The following is a 16,021-nucleotide window of genomic DNA, read 5'->3' as shown; positions in this document are numbered from 1 at the left end:
ACGACAGAAGAAACTGCTCGGTGTGTCCGAGTAGGTTCCGGACGTGGGGAGGGCTAGGCTCCGTACCTGTGAGATCTCTGCGTCGCTGCTGCCGCCCCGGGTGCAAGAACCCCGCCGTCGCGACGCTTACGTATGTCTACTCGGACTCCACTGCGGTTGTCGGGCCGCTGGCAACCGTCGCCGAGCCCCATTCATGGGATTTGTGTGACACTCACGGCTCTCGAATCACCGCCCCCAAGGGCTGGGAACTCGTCCGCCACGAAGGCGGATTCGCGTCGAGCACTCCCGACGAAGACGATCTGACCGCTTTGGCCGAAGCTGTACGTGAAGCCGGTCTCGGAGATCGCAACAAGTCCAACGTCGACGCAGATGAGGACATACGTCCCGCGGCTCCGAGTACTGCCCGTACAGGGCGTCGTGGACACCTCCGCGTACTGCCCGACCCATCCAACTGACGCGAGATTCGTCGCCGCAGACGCTAGGCTCGACCGAGTACTTCCACACCCGAGTACTGCGAATCTCCGGACGCCATGCGCCCGGACGTTCCCGTCTGTGAGGGTGCATGCACAAGGAGAGTTTTCAGTGGGGCGAACAGCCGAGTCGGTTGCTGCAATCATCAAGGCGTACGACGTGCGCGGCGTGGTCGGTGAGCAGATCGACGAAGATTTTGTCCGCGACGTGGGAGCGTCGTTCGCCCGTCTGGTCCGTGACGAGGCCGGCGCAGCCACGACGGTTGTGATCGGCTACGACATGCGTGCATCGTCGCCCACACTGTCTTCTGCTTTCGGTGACGGCGTGCTCGCTCAAGGACTCGACGTCGTCTACATCGGATTGGCGTCGACCGACGAGCTCTACTTTGCATCCGGTTTGCTGAACTGCCCGGGCGCGATGTTCACGGCGAGCCACAATCCGGCCAAGTACAACGGCATCAAGATGTGCCGGGCCGGCGCCAAGCCCGTCGGTCAGGACACCGGCCTGGCAGTCATCTCCGCCGAGGTCGTCTCGGGTGTTCCCGCGTACGACGGACCGGCAGGTACCGCCAGCACGAAGGACGTCCTCGAGGAATACGCGAGCTACCTCCGCGGATTGGTCGACCTGGCTGCGTTGCGCCCGATGAAGGTCGCAGTCGATGCAGGAAACGGCATGGGCGGCCATACCGCGCCGGCCGTATTCGGGCCGATGCCTCTCGAAGTCCTCCCGCTCTACTTCGAGCTCGACGGCACGTTCCCCAACCACGAAGCCAATCCGCTCGATCCGGCCAACCTCGTCGACCTGCAGGCCTACGTGCGTGAGACCGGAGCAGACATCGGCTTGGCTTTCGACGGTGACGCGGACCGTTGCTTCGTCGTCGACGAGAAGGGCGACCCCGTCTCTCCGTCCGCGGTGACGGCACTTGTCGCCAAGCGCGAACTCGCGAAGGAACCTGGCGCGTCGATCATCCACAATCTGATCACGTCGCGGGCAGTGCCCGAACTGGTCGAAGAACTCGGCGGCGTCGCGATCCGTACCCGAGTCGGCCACTCGTTCATCAAGCAGGAGATGGCCGAGACCGGTGCCGTCTTCGGCGGCGAGCACTCAGCTCACTACTACTTCCGCGATTTCTGGGGCGCCGACTCCGGCATGCTCGCGGCGTTGCACGTACTCGCCGCACTGGGCGAGCAGGATCGTCCGCTCTCCGAGTTGATGGCGGAGTACACCCGCTACGCGGCCTCGGGTGAGATCAACTCCACGGTGGCCGACGCGGCCGATCGCACGGCCGCTGTGCTGGCAGCATTCGCGGACCGCACCGAGTCGGTGGATCGCCTCGACGGTGTCACAGTCAGTCTCGAGGGAAATGCCTGGTTCAACTTGCGCGCGTCCAACACCGAGCCTTTGCTGCGACTCAACGTCGAAGCACCCACGTCCGCCGATGTCGACGCATTGGTGAACGAAATTCTGGCGATCGTCCGGGCTTGAATCCGAGTCTGATCGGTTTGTCGGTGAGGCGAAGCCCTGGGATAGTTGGGGGACTATCTCGGGGCCGACTGCCTCGGGAACGAGGGCTTTGCCACCACGGACCGCGTAGAGCTGGAATGCTGGATGGTGCGGGAACTGCTAACGGAGAAGGGGGTGCGGTGAGATGACAGCGCCGATGCCGCTTCTCGACCTCGACGACAGCGAGGGTTTGTCGGCTGCCGATTCGGAAGGGTTACTGCGGTCTGTGGCCATGGGGGGCGCACAGATTCGGGCCACCGCATCGGCCGTCGGCGAGGGTGTGATCTCTCGGCTGGCCGGTCTGCGCCCGCGCAGCGTCGTGCTGATTGCCGGTGCCGGTGGCGCTCGGCACGGAGCCAGGATCGCGCTTGCTCTCGTCGGAGATTCGGTCGGTTGTCCGCTCCTCGTACTCGACCGGACGCCGTCGTGGGCCGGACCGTTGGACGTGATCGTCGTTGCCGGTGACGATGCCGGTGATCCGCGCCTGGTCGAATCCGTCGACAGTGCAGTTCGCCGTGGCGCCGAAGTTGTTGTCGCCGTTCCGGACGAGGGGCCCATGCGGGCTGTGGCGGCCGGGCGCACCATGTCGTTGCCGCCGCGGCTCTACGCCTCGCCGAGGCACACGATGACGCGGTTCCTCGCCGTCTTCCTCGCGGTTGCCGCCGAAATCGAGGGCAAGGGATCGATCGAGGACCGTTCGGCGGTGCTCGGTCGAATCGCCGACGCCGTTGATGCGGAGGCGCTGCGGGACGGGCCGGCCAACGAGGTATTCCACAACCCGGCCAAGTCGTTGGCCACCAGAATGAGCGGCCGGCGGGTCGTTCTGTGTGGGAGTGGTTCCGTGACAACAGCACTCGCAGAGTTCTCGAGCGTTTCGCTGATGAGTTCTGGCCTGAATGCCGCTGCCGCCGAGATGTCGGAGGTGATTCGTTCGGCACGAGCTCTGTTCGCGCCGGACGCAGCTTCGCGTGATTCGGTGTTCCACGACCCGTTCTTTCACGATCCGCAACTGGACGGCGCACTGCCGACCCCGCCGGCGCGGGCGTTCGTCTTCGCGACCGAATCCACGCGCGGGGAGGCGAGACGCCGGATGGACGCACTGGCCGACGCCGATCTGGTGGTGGCGGCAGACGAGGACCAGACCAACGTGGTGATATCGGAGATGGAGCAGGTATTCGTGTTGGCGTCTCGAGTAGACATGGCCGCGGCGTACGTGCAGTTGACGGGCGGTGCGAAGTAAGTGCGTGAACTCGAAGGTGCACTTCGTTCTTACGCGTGGGGCTCGCGAACGGCAATTGCCGAACTACGCGGTCTTGCGACCCCGTCGAATCATCCCGAAGCGGAGTTGTGGTTGGGCGCGCACCCGGGTGACCCGGCGCGCGTGATCACCGAGTCCGGCAGCGAGTCGTTGCTCGAGGTTCTGCACCGCGAACCCGAGCGAGAACTCGGCCGTGAGAACCTCGAGGCATTCGGTGAGCGACTCCCATTCCTGCTCAAGTTGCTTGCGGCGGAAGAGCCGCTGTCGCTTCAGGCGCATCCCAGCGCCGTTCAAGCCGACGAGGGTTTTCGTCGTGAGAACGCACTCGGCGTTCCCATGGAATCGCCGATTCGCAACTACAAGGACGGCAGCCACAAGCCCGAACTCGTTGTCGCGCTGAGCAGATTCGAAGCGCTTGCCGGATTCCGCGAGCCGACGCGGACTGTCAAACTGCTGCGCGCTCTGGCCGTCGACGAGTTGGAGCCGTACATCGGTCTGCTCGAAGGCCAACCCGATTCCGACGGACTCCGGGCGTTGTTCACGACATGGATCACGCTGCCGTCCACGGTGCTCGGGACGTTGCTCCCTGCCGTGCTTGCCGGGTGCATCACCTACGTCGCGCACCACGACGCCGAATTCGTGACCGAGATCCGCACCGCGCTGGAATTGAGCGAGGCGTACCCCGGCGACGCCGGCGTTCTGGCGGCACTACTGCTCAACCGCGTCACACTCGAGCCCGGCCAAGGACTGTTTCTCGCTGCGGGAAATCTCCACGCGTATCTCCATGGACTCGCGGTCGAGATCATGGCCAACTCCGACAACGTGCTGCGCGGCGGGCTGACGCCCAAACACGTCGACGTGCCCGAACTGTTGAGGGTTCTGGACTTCGTCGGGGCCGATATCGAAGTGCTCGATCCGGCCCCTTCGCCAGGATCAGGTCAGTCAGGATCAGGTCAGTCAGGATCAGGTCAGTCAGGATCAGGTCAGTCAGGGTCAGGCAGATACGAGTACGTCACGCCTGCGCCCGAATTTCGTTTGACGCGTCTGGAGTTCGACTCGAATGCCACCGACCTCGTTGTCGAAGCCGGCGGCCCGCGGATCCTGATCTGCACCGACGGCGCGGTCACTGCGACGTGCGGTGCCGACACTCTCGACCTCGATCGGGGCCGAGCCGCGTGGATTGCTGCCGACGAGCCCGTAGTACACCTGACCACACGAACCCCGACTGCGCAGGTTTTCAGTGCAGTGGTCGGTCGATAGGAATCTCGGTCGATAGCGAGGAGACATTGTGTCGGCTCATGGTGGCAAGAAGGCGATTCTGGCGGCCCTCGGAGCCAATGCCGGAATTGCCGTAGCCAAGTTCGCCGGATTCTTGATCACCGGATCGTCGTCGATGCTCGCCGAATCGGTGCACTCGGTGGCCGACACGTCCAATCAGGGGTTGCTGCTCTTGGGGCAGAAGAAGGCAGAACGTGAGGCAGATCAACTGCACCCGTTCGGTTACGGGCGCAACCGGTACTTCTATTCGTTCGTCGTTGCACTGGTGCTCTTCACCCTCGGTTCGCTGTTCGCGATCTACGAAGGTATTCACAAGATTCAGCATCCGGAAGAACTCAATTCGGCTTTCGTGGCAATCGCGATCCTGTTCATCGCGATCTGCCTGGAGGGCTACAGCTTCCGGACCGCAGCGAAGGAATCACGACCGCTCAAGGGAAGTGCGTCGTGGTGGAACTTCATCCGAACCTCTCGTAGCCCGGAACTCCCGGTTGTGCTGCTCGAGGACACCGGCGCATTGATCGGTCTCGTCCTTGCGCTCGGCGGCGTCGGCCTCACGATGGTGACCGGAAATCCGGTCTTCGACGGCATCGGAACTCTGTGCATCGGTGTCCTGCTCGGCATCATCGCGGTCATTCTGATCATCGAAATGCAGTCGCTGCTGATCGGTGAGGGCGCAACGGCGGTGGAGACCGAACTGATCCTCAACGCACTGGTCGACGGAACTCGTATCGAACGCGTCATTCATTGCAAGACGCAGTACCTCGGTCCCGAGGAGATCCTTGTTGCTGCCAAGGTTGCGGTGCCGGTCGGATCGACGATCTCGGATGTGGCGACGGCGATCGACGAGGCCGAGTCTCGCGTGCGCGCGGCAGTGCCTGCGGCGCGGGTGATCTACCTCGAGCCGGACCTGGATCGTCTCAGCGCAGGAGATCGTCCTGAAACAGATCTGCAGGCTCCCGACAAACCCTGAACAAAGCCACGCCTGCGGGCTTAGGCTGATGCCATCTCTCTACTTGCCCATGGTGGGACCTGCTGGTCCCCAGCAAGGAGGCGGCAATGGCTGTCAAGGACGAGCAGGCCGGATCTGGACGGTCGAAGCTGTTTCGAACCAAATCGATCGAGCAGTCCATCAAGGACACCGACGAGCCGGAAACCAAACTCCGGAAAGAGCTGAACTCCTGGGATCTCACGGTGTTCGGTGTCGCAGTGGTCATCGGTGCGGGCATCTTCACACTCACGGCTCGGACGGCGGGAAACGTCGCCGGGCCGTCGGTTTCCCTGGCTTTTGTCATCGCGGCAATCGCCTGCGGACTGGCAGCGCTGTGTTACGCCGAGTTCGCGTCGACGGTCCCGGTCGCCGGTAGCGCGTACACGTTCTCGTACGCGACGTTCGGTGAATTCGTCGCCTGGATCATCGGCTGGGATCTCATCCTCGAATTCGCTTTGGCGTCTTCGGTGGTGGCAAAAGGCTGGTCGCTGTACCTCGGCGAAGTGATGGGTTCACGCAGCCCGATCGTCGAGTTGGGGCCGATCTCGTTCGACTGGGGTGCGGTGCTGGTGATCGCCGTCATCACGATCCTGCTCGCGACCGGCACAAAACTCTCTTCGAGGGTGTCACTGGTGATCACGGCGATCAAGGTCGCGGTGGTGTTGCTGGTGATCATCGTCGGTCTGTTCTACATCGACACCGACAACTACTCGCCGTACATTCCGCCGTCGGAGCCGGGCTCGACGGGAGAGGGCATCCACCAGTCGTTGTTCTCGTACGTGACCGGGGCCGGTGGCAGCACATTCGGGTGGTACGGATTGCTCGCGGCAGCCAGTCTGGTGTTCTTCGCGTTCATCGGCTTCGACGTCGTCGCCACGACTGCGGAGGAGGCGAAGGAGCCGCAGAAGGCGTTGCCACGCGGCATCCTGGGCTCGCTCTTGATCGTCACGGTTCTGTACGTGGCAGTGACACTCGTGTTGACCGGGATGGTGAAGTACACCGAACTCGAGGGCGATACTTCCAACCTGGCAACGGCATTCGCCTTCCACGACATCACGTGGGCGAAAAACGTCATCTCGTTCGGCGCGTTGGCCGGTCTCACGACCGTGGTGATGGTGCTGATGCTCGGGCAGACCAGGGTGCTCTTCGCGATGGCACGCGACGGTCTGATGCCGCGACGCCTGGCGCCGACCGGCAAGCACGGAACTCCCGTGCGGATCACGATCTTGGTCGGCGTTGTGGTCGCGGTGCTCGCCGGAGTGTTCCCGATCGGCACCCTCGAGGAAATGGTCAATATCGGCACGTTGTTCGCGTTTGTTCTCGTGTCGTTGGGGGTTCTCGTGCTTCGTCGGACGCGGCCGGACCTACCCCGCGGGTTCAGGGTGCCACTGGTCCCGCTGATCCCGATCCTGGCTGTCCTCGCGTGTCTCTGGTTGATGTTCAACCTGTCGGTGGAGACCTGGATGAGGTTCGTGGTCTGGATGGCCCTCGGTGTTGTCATCTACTTCGCCTACAGCAGGCAGCATTCGTTGATCGGGAAGCGTGAACGCGGCGAAATCGAGTAAATGTACAAAGATTATGATTTGTCTATCACTTGTACAAATAGCGTAGTACTGTCTATCTCAGGGTGAACTGACTCACAGTTGTCGAGTCGGTTCGAATCGAGGAGGTAGACCGTGTCGACGCACGTGAACTCGCAGTCCGGGCAGACACTCCCGCCCGAGCAGTGGCGTGACAAGAAGAGATATCTTTGGCTGCTCGGCCTGGTGCCGCCGACGGCGGTCTTCATTGCCGTCGGATTGGTCGCGTTGTTCAACAGTCTCGGGTGGAACGCGGTCTCGCCGGTGTGGTGGTGGATCGGGCCGTTGCTCGTCTACATCCTGCTCCCGATCCTCGACATCTTCTTCGGTCCGGACGGCGAGAATCCGCCGGACGAGGTGATGGAGCGCCTCGAGAACGACAAGTACTACCGGTACTGCACCTACATCTACATACCGTTCCAATTGGCCAGCCTGGTCCTGGCCTGCTATCTCTGGTCGGCGACCGACCTGTCCTGGCTCGGAATCGACGGGGGACTGGGGCTGATCTCCAAGATCGGTCTGGCGATCAGTATCGGTTGCGTCGCAGGAATCGGGATCAACACCGCACACGAACTAGGTCACAAGAAGGACGATCTCGAGCGCTGGTTGTCGAAGATCACTCTGGCGCAGTCGTTTTACGGCCACTTCTACATCGAGCACAATCGTGGACACCACGTGCGGGTCGCCACGCCCGAGGATCCGGCGTCTTCTCGCTTCGGCGAGAGCTTCTGGACCTTCCTGCCGCGCAGTGTGTGGGGATCTCTGCGCTCGTCGTGGTCCCTGGAGAAAGCCAGGCTCGATCGACTGGGTAAGAAGCCGTGGACAATTCGCAACGACGTCCTGCATTCGTGGTTGATGTCCGTCGTACTCTTCGGTGTCCTCGTCGCCGTTTTCGGGCTCTCGGTGCTGCCGTTCCTGGTGCTGCAGGCCGTCTTCGGATTCTGCCTGCTCGAAACCGTCAACTACCTCGAACATTACGGACTGAAGCGTCGCCGTCTGGACAGTGGGCGGTACGAGCGCGCCGCACCGGAGCACAGTTGGAACAGCGATCACATCTGCACCAACATCTTCCTGTATCACCTCCAGCGTCACAGTGACCATCATGCGAACCCGACACGTCGTTATCAGACGCTTCGAAGCATGGACGGTGCACCCAACCTGCCCAGTGGATACGCGAGCATGATCATGCTCGCCTACGTTCCGCCGCTGTGGCGAAAAGTAATGGATCCCAAGGTCCTTGCGCACTGCGGCGGCGACATCACCCGCGTCAACGTTCAGCCGTCCAAGCGTGATCGCATCCTTGCTCGGTACGGAGCAGCGTGATGAGCAGCTATCGATGCCCGGTGTGTGAATACGTCTACGACGAATCGAAGGGTGCACCACGAGAAGGGTTTCCGGCGGGCACGCCGTGGGATGCCGTGCCGGACGACTGGTGCTGTCCGGACTGCGGCGTGAGGGAAAAGCTGGACTTCGAGCCGATGCCGGCAACGGCAGGGAGTGAATCATGAACGACTACAAGCTGTATCAGTGCGCGCAATGCGGCTTCGAGTACGACGAGGCAGTCGGCTGGCCGGAGGACGGTATCGAACCGGGAACTCGCTGGGACGACATTCCCGAAGACTGGAGTTGCCCGGACTGCGGCGCGGCGAAGAGCGACTTCTTCATGGTGGAGGTCGAGCGGCGGTGAGTTGCGTCGGCGTCGAACGGACCTGAGCGCGGCGGTAGTGTCGTCACCATGACTTCGACGCCAACTCGTCTGCCGCAGAAAGAAGCGTCGCGCCTGCTGCTGCGTACGTCGGTGCTCGATTCGATGCGTGAGTTGTTGACCGAGCGTGACTGGTCCGAGGTGACGCTGACAGTTCTGGCCAAGCATGCCGGTGTGAGTCGTCAGACGCTCTACAACGAGTTCGGTTCGAGGCAAGGGCTTGCCGAGGCATACGCGCTTCGCCTTGCCGACGGATTCGTCGATGCGGTGGACGAGGCCATGGTGGCGAACGACGGACGTGCAGTCGAGGCACTGACGGCGGGCTTCGGATCGTTTTTCGCCTCCAGCGCAACCGACCCGTTGGTGATCTCTCTGCTCACCGGTGAGGCCAAGCCGGACCTTCTTCGCCTGATCACCACTGACAGCGCGGTCATCATCGAACGCGCGTCGTCGCGGCTTGCGGAGAGCTTCCAGCGAGGGTGGATTCAGGCGTCACCCGCCGATGCCGGGATTCTGGCCAGGGCGATTGCGCGTCTCGGGCTCAGCTACATTTCGATGCCGCCGGAGTCCGAGGTTTCGGTGGCGGAGGATCTGGGCACATTGCTCGGGCCATTCATCGACGTGGCGCGAGAGGGTCGCGCAGTAGAGGGGCGGGCGGGAGAGGGCGTCTAACCGATAGCCTGGTACACCGATAGGCTTGTGCATAGTTTGCACGTCAACCAGGAGAGGCAGATGACGACCTCAGTTTCAACAACGCCCGTGGCCGAGAGCCGTAACGGCATCGACTTCAAAGTTGCAGATCTTTCGCTCGCGGAGTTCGGTCGCAAGGAAATCCGTCTGGCAGAGCACGAGATGCCCGGCCTCATGGCGCTTCGTCGCGAATACGCAGAGGTGTTGCCGCTCAAGGGCGCTCGCGTTTCCGGCTCGCTGCACATGACCATTCAGACCGCGGTTCTGATCGAGACGCTGACGGCGCTCGGCGCCGAGGTCCGCTGGGCTTCGTGCAACATCTTCTCCACGCAGGATCATGCTGCCGCCGCCATCGTCGTCGGTCCGCACGGCACCCCGGAAGAGCCCAAGGGCGTTCCGGTTTTCGCCTGGAAGGGTGAAACCCTCGAAGAGTACTGGTGGGCAGCGGAGCAGATGCTGACCTGGCCGGGCGAGCCCGCCAACATGATTCTCGACGATGGCGGCGACGCCACCATGCTGGTGCTCAAGGGCGCACAGTTCGAGAAGGCCGGCGTCGTGCCGCCGACGGACGACGACCAGGATTCCGACGAGTACAAGGTCTTCCTTGCGCTTCTGCGTCAGTCGCTCGCCGCTGACAAGGGCAAGTGGACTGCGATCGCCGAGTCCGTCCAGGGTGTCACCGAGGAGACCACCACGGGCGTTCTGCGTCTGTACCAGGTTGCCGCTGCCGGCGAACTCACGTTCCCCGCGATCAACGTCAACGACTCGGTCACCAAGAGCAAGTTCGACAACAAGTACGGCACACGCCACTCGCTGCTCGACGGCATCAACCGCGGCACCGACGTTCTGATCGGCGGCAAGGCTGCGCTGGTCTGTGGTTACGGAGACGTCGGCAAGGGTTGTGCCGAGGCACTTCGTGGCCAGGGCGCTCGCGTCGCGGTCACCGAGGTCGACCCCATCAACGCCCTTCAGGCGCTCATGGACGGCTTCGAGGTCAAGACAGTCGAGCAGGCCATCGGCTGGGCCGACATCGTGATCACGTCCACCGGTAACAAGGACATCATCACGTTCGAGCACATGAAGGCCATGAAGCACCAGGCCATCCTGGGCAACATCGGTCACTTCGACAACGAGATCGACATGGCAGGCCTCGAGAAGTCCGGCGACGTCACGCGGATCAACATCAAGCCGCAGGTCGACGAGTTCACCTTCGCCGACGGCCACTCGATCATCGTGCTGTCCGAAGGCCGCCTGCTCAACCTCGGCAACGCGACGGGCCACCCGTCGTTCGTGATGAGCAACAGCTTCTCCAACCAGGTCATCGCACAGATCGAACTGTGGACGAAGCCGGACGAGTACGACAACGAGGTCTACCGCCTCCCGAAGCACCTCGACGAGAAGGTCGCCAAGATCCACGTCGAGGCACTCGGTGGCACGCTGACCAAGCTCACGAAAGATCAGGCTGAGTACATCGGCGTCGACGTCGAAGGCCCGTACAAGCCGGAGCACTACCGCTACTGACCCGGCGATTCGTCGCTGAGAATGTAGTGCCCGCCGTCCCCCGGTCTGCGCAAGCAGGCCGGGGGATAGGCTTGTCCGCCGTGGGAACACTGGTGGCATTGGAAGGCCTCGACGGAGCTGGAAAGCGAACGTTGATCGGCAAAGTGGAGACCGAACTCCGCCGCGGCGGCACGTCGATCGCGACTCTGGATTTTCCGCGGTACGGAAAGTCGATCCACGCGGATCTTGCTGCCGAGGCGCTCAAAGGATCACACGGAGACCTGGCTGAATCCGTGAACGCGATGGCAGTCCTGTTCGCCTTGGACCGCGCCGGTGCTGCGGATCGGATCTCGGAACTGTTGTCCGCCAACGACATTGTTCTCCTCGACCGCTACGTTGCCTCCAACGCTGCCTACAACGCGGCGCGCGTGCATCAGGGCGTGGACGGCGAGATGGTCGCCTGGATCCGTGAATTGGAGTTGGGTCGACTCGCTCTCCCCGCTCCCGATCTGCAGCTGTACCTCGACGTGCCGGTAGCCCTGGCCGAGCAGCGCGCCCGCTCCCGTGAGGCCCAGGACGCGTCGCGTCAGCTCGACGCCTACGAGCGCGACGGCGGTCTGCAGGCCAGAACCGGTGAGCTCTACAAGCAGTTGGCAGCGACGAACTGGGCCTCACCCTGGTGGATCGTGGGGCCGGAGACGGACCCGGCAGATCTGGCACGCAGGCTCGCGGATTTCGCGTGATCGGTCACCCTGGCAGCCGGGATTCGAACTTTCCGGCACAGTAGAGGGAAAGACGCGGCACGCCGCACGGCCTCGTAACGGTCTGATTCATCGCTCCGAGATGCAACGATAGGGATATGAAACCAAGGATTCTGGTTGTCGACGACGACACGGCACTCGCCGAGATGCTCACGATCGTGCTGCGTGGTGAGGGTTTTGATCCCTACGTGGTAGGCGACGGAACCCTGGCGCTCGCGGCAGTGCGTGAGACGCGCCCCGATCTCGTCCTGCTCGATCTCATGCTTCCCGGAATGAACGGGATCGACGTATGCCGGGTTCTGCGTGCGGATTCCGGTGTGCCCATCGTGATGTTGACGGCCAAGACCGACACAGTCGACGTCGTGCTCGGCCTCGAATCCGGTGCGGACGACTACATCATGAAGCCGTTCAAGCCGAAGGAGTTGGTGGCGCGAGTTCGCGCTCGCCTGCGCCGCACCGAAGAGGAACCGGCCGAGCTGCTGAGCATCGCCGACATCGTGATCGACGTTCCGGCGCACAAGGTCAGCCGCGGCAGCGAGCAGATCTCGCTCACACCACTCGAATTCGACCTGCTGGTCGCATTGGCGCGCAAACCGCGCCAGGTGTTCACCCGTGAAGTCCTCCTCGAGCAGGTGTGGGGATACCGCCACGCCGCCGACACCCGTCTGGTGAACGTGCACGTTCAGCGTTTGCGCGCCAAGGTCGAAACTGATCCCGAGAATCCCGAAGTGGTTCTGACGGTCAGGGGGGTCGGCTACAAGGCCGGACCGCCGTGAGCGGAGTTTCCAGGTGGCGTCGTCGTCTCAATCGACGGCTGACGCCATTTCTGCGGTGGTGTCACTCGATGAGCAACACCCTCGCGCACACGTGGCGACGCTCGCTCCAGTTGCGAGTGGTCGTCTCGACTTTGACGCTGTCCTTGATCGTCATCGTCATTCTCGGTGTCGTGCTGACCAGCCAGATCACCGATCGACTGTTGGAAACGAAGATCACCGCGGCGACCGAAGAAATGGAACGTGCCCGCGGCATCGTCGAAGACCAACTCGCGGGTGTCGACGATTCGACGGCGCTCAACGTTCAATTGGAAAGCGCTGCATCCGGACTGACGAGCCGTCGAAACCAGACCTCGGGCCAGGCCTCCGGGTCGGCCGGCACCTTCGATCCGGTGCTCATCGTGCCCGGGGACGGGCCGCGCCAGCCGACGAGTTCGGGACCGGTCGATCAAATCCCCGACAACCTGCGCGAGTTCGTCAAACGCGGCCAGATCAGCTACCAATTCGCGACGGTGTCCAACCCGAACGGTTACTCCGGTCCCGCGCTGATCATCGGTAGCCCCACCGCGTCGTCGATATCGGGACTCGAGCTGTACCTGATCTTCCCGCTCGCAAGCGAAGACCGGAGTCTGTCGCTTGTTCGAAGCACCCTGCTGATCGGTGGAGCCGTGTTGCTGGTGCTCCTGGCTGCGATTTCGCTGTTGGTTGCCAGGCAGGTCGTGCTTCCCATCCGATCGGCCTCACGAATCGCGGTGCGTTTCGCAGACGGCCGACTCAAGGAACGAATGCCGGTCCGCGGCGAGGACGACATGGCGCGTTTGGCCATGTCCTTCAACGAGATGGCCGAGAGTCTGTCCAAACAGATCACCCAGTTGGAGGAGTTCGGTAGTCTCCAGAAACGCTTCACCTCCGATGTCAGCCATGAACTCCGCACACCTCTGACCACGGTCCGAATGGCCGCCGACCTGATCTACGACGGCAGCGAGAACCTCGACCCGATGCTGCGTCGGTCGTCGGAACTGCTTGTCGCCGAGCTGGACAGGTTCGAGGGGCTTCTGGCGGACCTCCTCGAGATCTCCCGCCACGACGCCGGTGTCGCGGAACTCGCATCCGAACAACTCGACGTGCGTATGTGTGCGCGAGCGGCCGTTTCCACAGTTCGCCATCTCGCCCGCGAATCCGGCACCGAACTGATCGTGGACATGCCGGACGAGCCCGTCATGGCAGATGTCGATCCGCGCCGCGTCGAACGCATCCTGCGAAATCTCCTGGCCAACGCCATCGACCACGGTGAGGGGAAGCCGATTCTGCTTCGCCTTCGCGCCGACGACAATGCCCTCGCCTTCATCGTCCGCGACAGTGGCGTCGGGTTGCGTCCGGGCGAGGAGAAGTTGGTCTTCAACCGGTTCTGGCGCTCGGACCCGTCCCGCGTGCGCCGCAGTGGCGGCACCGGACTCGGCCTCGCGATCAGCGTCGAGGACGCGAATCTGCACGACGGCAAGCTCGAGGCCTGGGGCGAACCGGGAGTCGGCGCATGCTTCCGGCTGACGCTCTCGCGCACCCGTGGCAAGAAAGTCGTGTCGAGCCCACTGCCTCTCAAGCCGACGACCACAAAGTTCGTCCGCACCCCGAGCGAAGCCGATATCGTCGCCGATACCGTCGGCGAGGTCACGTCGTCCCTGCCGACTCCGCGCGAATCGGACTCGCGGAACGAGTCCAACGGTGGGGATCGATCATGATCGGAACCCGCCGCCGTCTGGCACTTCTCGCAACAACGCTCAGCGTGCTGTTGCTGACCGGCGCGTGCGCGAGTCTGCCGGAATCCTCCTCGCCGCAGGCAATCGGAACTCTGGCAACAGCCGTGCCCGGAACCTCCGTCGAATCACCGGCATCGGGGCGAGAGCCGGACTTGCTGGTACGTGACTTCGTCAAGGCGAGTACCGATCCGTCCAACCGGCATGCTGCAGCCCGTCAGTACCTCACCAAAGACGCCTCGGCGCGCTGGGACGACGCGGCCAGTGCCGTCATCGTCGACAAGATCGACACCCTGTCGGCGTCGCGAACCAGTTCCGAAGCGGTGTACACGATTCGTGTGAACAAGGTCGGTCGCCTCGACCCCGGCGGGCTGTACGTCCCCGAAGAGGGCAGCTTCGAAGCGAAGATGACGCTGACGTTGACCGATGGCGAATGGCGTATCAGCGATCTGCCACCCGGTGTGATCATGGAGCGCCCGCAGTTCCTCGGCGCATATCAGCGGAAGTCGTTGTTCTTCCTCGACCCGACCAGCCAGACAGTCGTCCCCGACCTTCGCTGGATCTCCGGCGGACAGGACCAGGTGGCAGCTCAGCTGATCGGCCTGATGATCGACGGACCGAAGGCAGCGCTGGCGCCGGCTGTACGAAACGAACTCGGCAATGGCGTGTCGGTGATCGGTCCGATCACCAAGGCCGACGGGAAGCCGGGACAGGTCGGGGTCGGTCTCGGCGGTGTGCGCATCAACTTCCGTCTGGACAACCCGATGGATGCTGCGACGCGCGGTTTGTTTGCAGCGCAAGTCATCTGGACGCTCGCCAATGCCGATGTCGCGGGGCCGTACGTTCTGGAGATCGACGGCGAACCGCTGGACGCGGCTCATGCGGAAGGCTGGACCACCGCCGACGTCGCGTCCACCAACCCGCTGGCCACCACGAGTGCGACCGTCGGACTGCACGCACTGCGCAACGGTTCACTGGTGAGCGTCAGCGAGCAGGAGGCGACTCCGGTGCCCGGATTCGCGGGCAATGCGGGCAACCTCACGGCGGCTGCTCTCTCGCGGGACGGCAAGTTGGTCGCAGCCGTCGCAGACACGGCTCGGCCGGATCCAGCCACCCGGTTCGACTTGTCGCTCGGTACATACGGCGATGGTTCCGCTCCGGTGCTCGAAGGCAGCGCCATCACCCGACCCTCGTGGGAGCTGGACAACAACGCGGTCTGGGCGGCGGTGAACGGCAATACCGTCGTTCGGGTCGTCCGCGAACCAGGAACCGGTCGGGTGTCGGTCACCAACGTCGATGTCGGGGCGTTGACGTCGGTCGGTTCCACGATCTCGGAATTACGTTTATCCCGCGACGGCGTGCGAGCCGCGATGATCATCGACGGCAAGGTCTACCTGGCCGTGGTCGTGCGCACACCCAGCGGGGTCTACGCCCTGACGAGTCCGCGTGCGGTGGCGTCCGGCTTGGGCAGTACCGCGCTCTCACTCGACTGGAGCAACAGCGACACCATCGTGATCGCGCGCAGTGGAGCCGACATACCGGTCGTCCAGGTCGCCATAGACGGTTCACGAATGGACGCGCTGCCGAGTGGAAACCTGACCGCTCCCGTCACCTCCGTGGATGCGTCGCCGACCACCGAGTACGTCGCCGACGCGCGTGCGGTGTTCCAACTGAACAACAACGACCCCGCCGGGGATCGACGCTGGCGTGAAGTGACTGTGCTGACCGGACAGAAGGCGATTCCGGTTCTACCGGGCTGA

Annotated in this window: 15 protein-coding genes; all 15 read left to right on the top strand. The window is 63.2% G+C overall.

From position 1 onward, the window contains the following. Nucleotides 1-68 precede the first annotated feature (68 nt). Entirely contained in the window at nt 69-455 is a 387-nt protein-coding gene (locus tag AC1DVN_RS24900; protein ID WP_020969213.1) for a DUF3499 domain-containing protein, read from the top strand. 127 nt (nt 456-582) lie between these two features. Further along, nucleotides 583-1,956, top strand: coding sequence for a phosphomannomutase/phosphoglucomutase (locus AC1DVN_RS24895; protein WP_019747772.1), 1,374 nt, complete (start codon nt 583-585; stop codon nt 1,954-1,956). Between the two features lie 163 nt (nt 1,957-2,119). Beyond that, the gene (locus AC1DVN_RS24890) at nt 2,120-3,214 is read left to right on the top strand and encodes a hypothetical protein (protein WP_021332559.1); all 1,095 of its coding nucleotides are present in this window, start codon (nt 2,120-2,122) and stop codon (nt 3,212-3,214) included. Next, the gene (manA, locus tag AC1DVN_RS24885) at nt 3,215-4,492 is read left to right on the top strand and encodes a mannose-6-phosphate isomerase, class I (protein WP_021332560.1); all 1,278 of its coding nucleotides are present in this window, start codon (nt 3,215-3,217) and stop codon (nt 4,490-4,492) included. Between the two features lie 28 nt (nt 4,493-4,520). Further along, nucleotides 4,521-5,480 (top strand): cation diffusion facilitator family transporter, encoded by a 960-nt coding sequence (locus tag AC1DVN_RS24880; protein WP_021332561.1) that lies wholly within the window; start codon nt 4,521-4,523, stop codon nt 5,478-5,480. 86 nt (nt 5,481-5,566) lie between these two features. Continuing rightward, nucleotides 5,567-7,063: an amino acid permease gene (locus tag AC1DVN_RS24875; RefSeq protein WP_019747776.1), complete on the top strand. Its 1,497-nt coding sequence runs from the start codon at nt 5,567-5,569 to the stop codon at nt 7,061-7,063. 111 nt (nt 7,064-7,174) lie between these two features. Next, entirely contained in the window at nt 7,175-8,401 is a 1,227-nt protein-coding gene (locus tag AC1DVN_RS24870; RefSeq protein ID WP_477994310.1) for an alkane 1-monooxygenase, read from the top strand. After that, nucleotides 8,401-8,586 (top strand): rubredoxin, encoded by a 186-nt coding sequence (locus AC1DVN_RS24865; RefSeq protein ID WP_003940827.1) that lies wholly within the window; start codon nt 8,401-8,403, stop codon nt 8,584-8,586. The genes AC1DVN_RS24870 and AC1DVN_RS24865 overlap by 1 nt, the downstream gene beginning before the upstream one ends. Further along, on the top strand, nt 8,583-8,765 hold the full coding sequence (locus AC1DVN_RS24860) for a rubredoxin (protein ID WP_003940894.1): 183 nt from the start codon (nt 8,583-8,585) through the stop codon (nt 8,763-8,765). The genes AC1DVN_RS24865 and AC1DVN_RS24860 overlap by 4 nt, the downstream gene beginning before the upstream one ends. Before the next feature lie 48 nt (nt 8,766-8,813). Then, nucleotides 8,814-9,455, top strand: coding sequence for a TetR/AcrR family transcriptional regulator (locus AC1DVN_RS24855; protein ID WP_021332563.1), 642 nt, complete (start codon nt 8,814-8,816; stop codon nt 9,453-9,455). Nucleotides 9,456-9,515: 60 nt separating this feature from the next. Next, nucleotides 9,516-10,994 carry an adenosylhomocysteinase gene (ahcY, locus tag AC1DVN_RS24850; RefSeq protein ID WP_021332564.1) on the top strand — a complete coding sequence of 493 codons (1,479 nt, stop codon included), beginning with the start codon at nt 9,516-9,518 and terminating at the stop codon, nt 10,992-10,994. Between the two features lie 80 nt (nt 10,995-11,074). Then, nucleotides 11,075-11,716 (top strand): dTMP kinase, encoded by a 642-nt coding sequence (locus tag AC1DVN_RS24845; RefSeq protein WP_020907105.1) that lies wholly within the window; start codon nt 11,075-11,077, stop codon nt 11,714-11,716. Between the two features lie 116 nt (nt 11,717-11,832). Further along, the gene (gene mtrA, locus AC1DVN_RS24840) at nt 11,833-12,510 is read left to right on the top strand and encodes an MtrAB system response regulator MtrA (protein ID WP_003941013.1); all 678 of its coding nucleotides are present in this window, start codon (nt 11,833-11,835) and stop codon (nt 12,508-12,510) included. Beyond that, nucleotides 12,507-14,246, top strand: a complete 1,740-nt coding sequence (gene mtrB / locus AC1DVN_RS24835) for an MtrAB system histidine kinase MtrB (RefSeq protein ID WP_477994309.1) — start codon at nt 12,507-12,509, stop codon at nt 14,244-14,246. Before mtrA ends, mtrB begins: the two co-directional genes overlap by 4 nt. Next, nucleotides 14,243-16,021 carry an MtrAB system accessory lipoprotein LpqB gene (gene lpqB, locus AC1DVN_RS24830; RefSeq protein WP_020907106.1) on the top strand — a complete coding sequence of 593 codons (1,779 nt, stop codon included), beginning with the start codon at nt 14,243-14,245 and terminating at the stop codon, nt 16,019-16,021. Before mtrB ends, lpqB begins: the two co-directional genes overlap by 4 nt.

The organism is Rhodococcus sp. P4_E4 (assembly GCF_056401575.1).
This window is presented reverse-complemented; position numbering and strand designations above follow the sequence as displayed.

Excerpts from the sequence above, each read along its gene's own strand:
- AC1DVN_RS24875 (WP_019747776.1), top strand. The coding sequence starts at position 5,567 with ATGGCTGTCAAGGACGAGCAGGCCGGATCTGGACGGTCGAAGCTGTTT.
- AC1DVN_RS24865 (WP_003940827.1), top strand. The coding sequence starts at position 8,401 with ATGAGCAGCTATCGATGCCCGGTGTGTGAATACGTCTACGACGAATCG.
- AC1DVN_RS24855 (WP_021332563.1), top strand. The coding sequence starts at position 8,814 with ATGACTTCGACGCCAACTCGTCTGCCGCAGAAAGAAGCGTCGCGCCTG.
- AC1DVN_RS24890 (WP_021332559.1), top strand. The coding sequence starts at position 2,120 with ATGACAGCGCCGATGCCGCTTCTCGACCTCGACGACAGCGAGGGTTTG.
- AC1DVN_RS24860 (WP_003940894.1), top strand. The coding sequence starts at position 8,583 with ATGAACGACTACAAGCTGTATCAGTGCGCGCAATGCGGCTTCGAGTAC.
- ahcY (WP_021332564.1), top strand. The coding sequence starts at position 9,516 with ATGACGACCTCAGTTTCAACAACGCCCGTGGCCGAGAGCCGTAACGGC.
- mtrA (WP_003941013.1), top strand. The coding sequence starts at position 11,833 with ATGAAACCAAGGATTCTGGTTGTCGACGACGACACGGCACTCGCCGAG.
- lpqB (WP_020907106.1), top strand. The coding sequence starts at position 14,243 with ATGATCGGAACCCGCCGCCGTCTGGCACTTCTCGCAACAACGCTCAGC.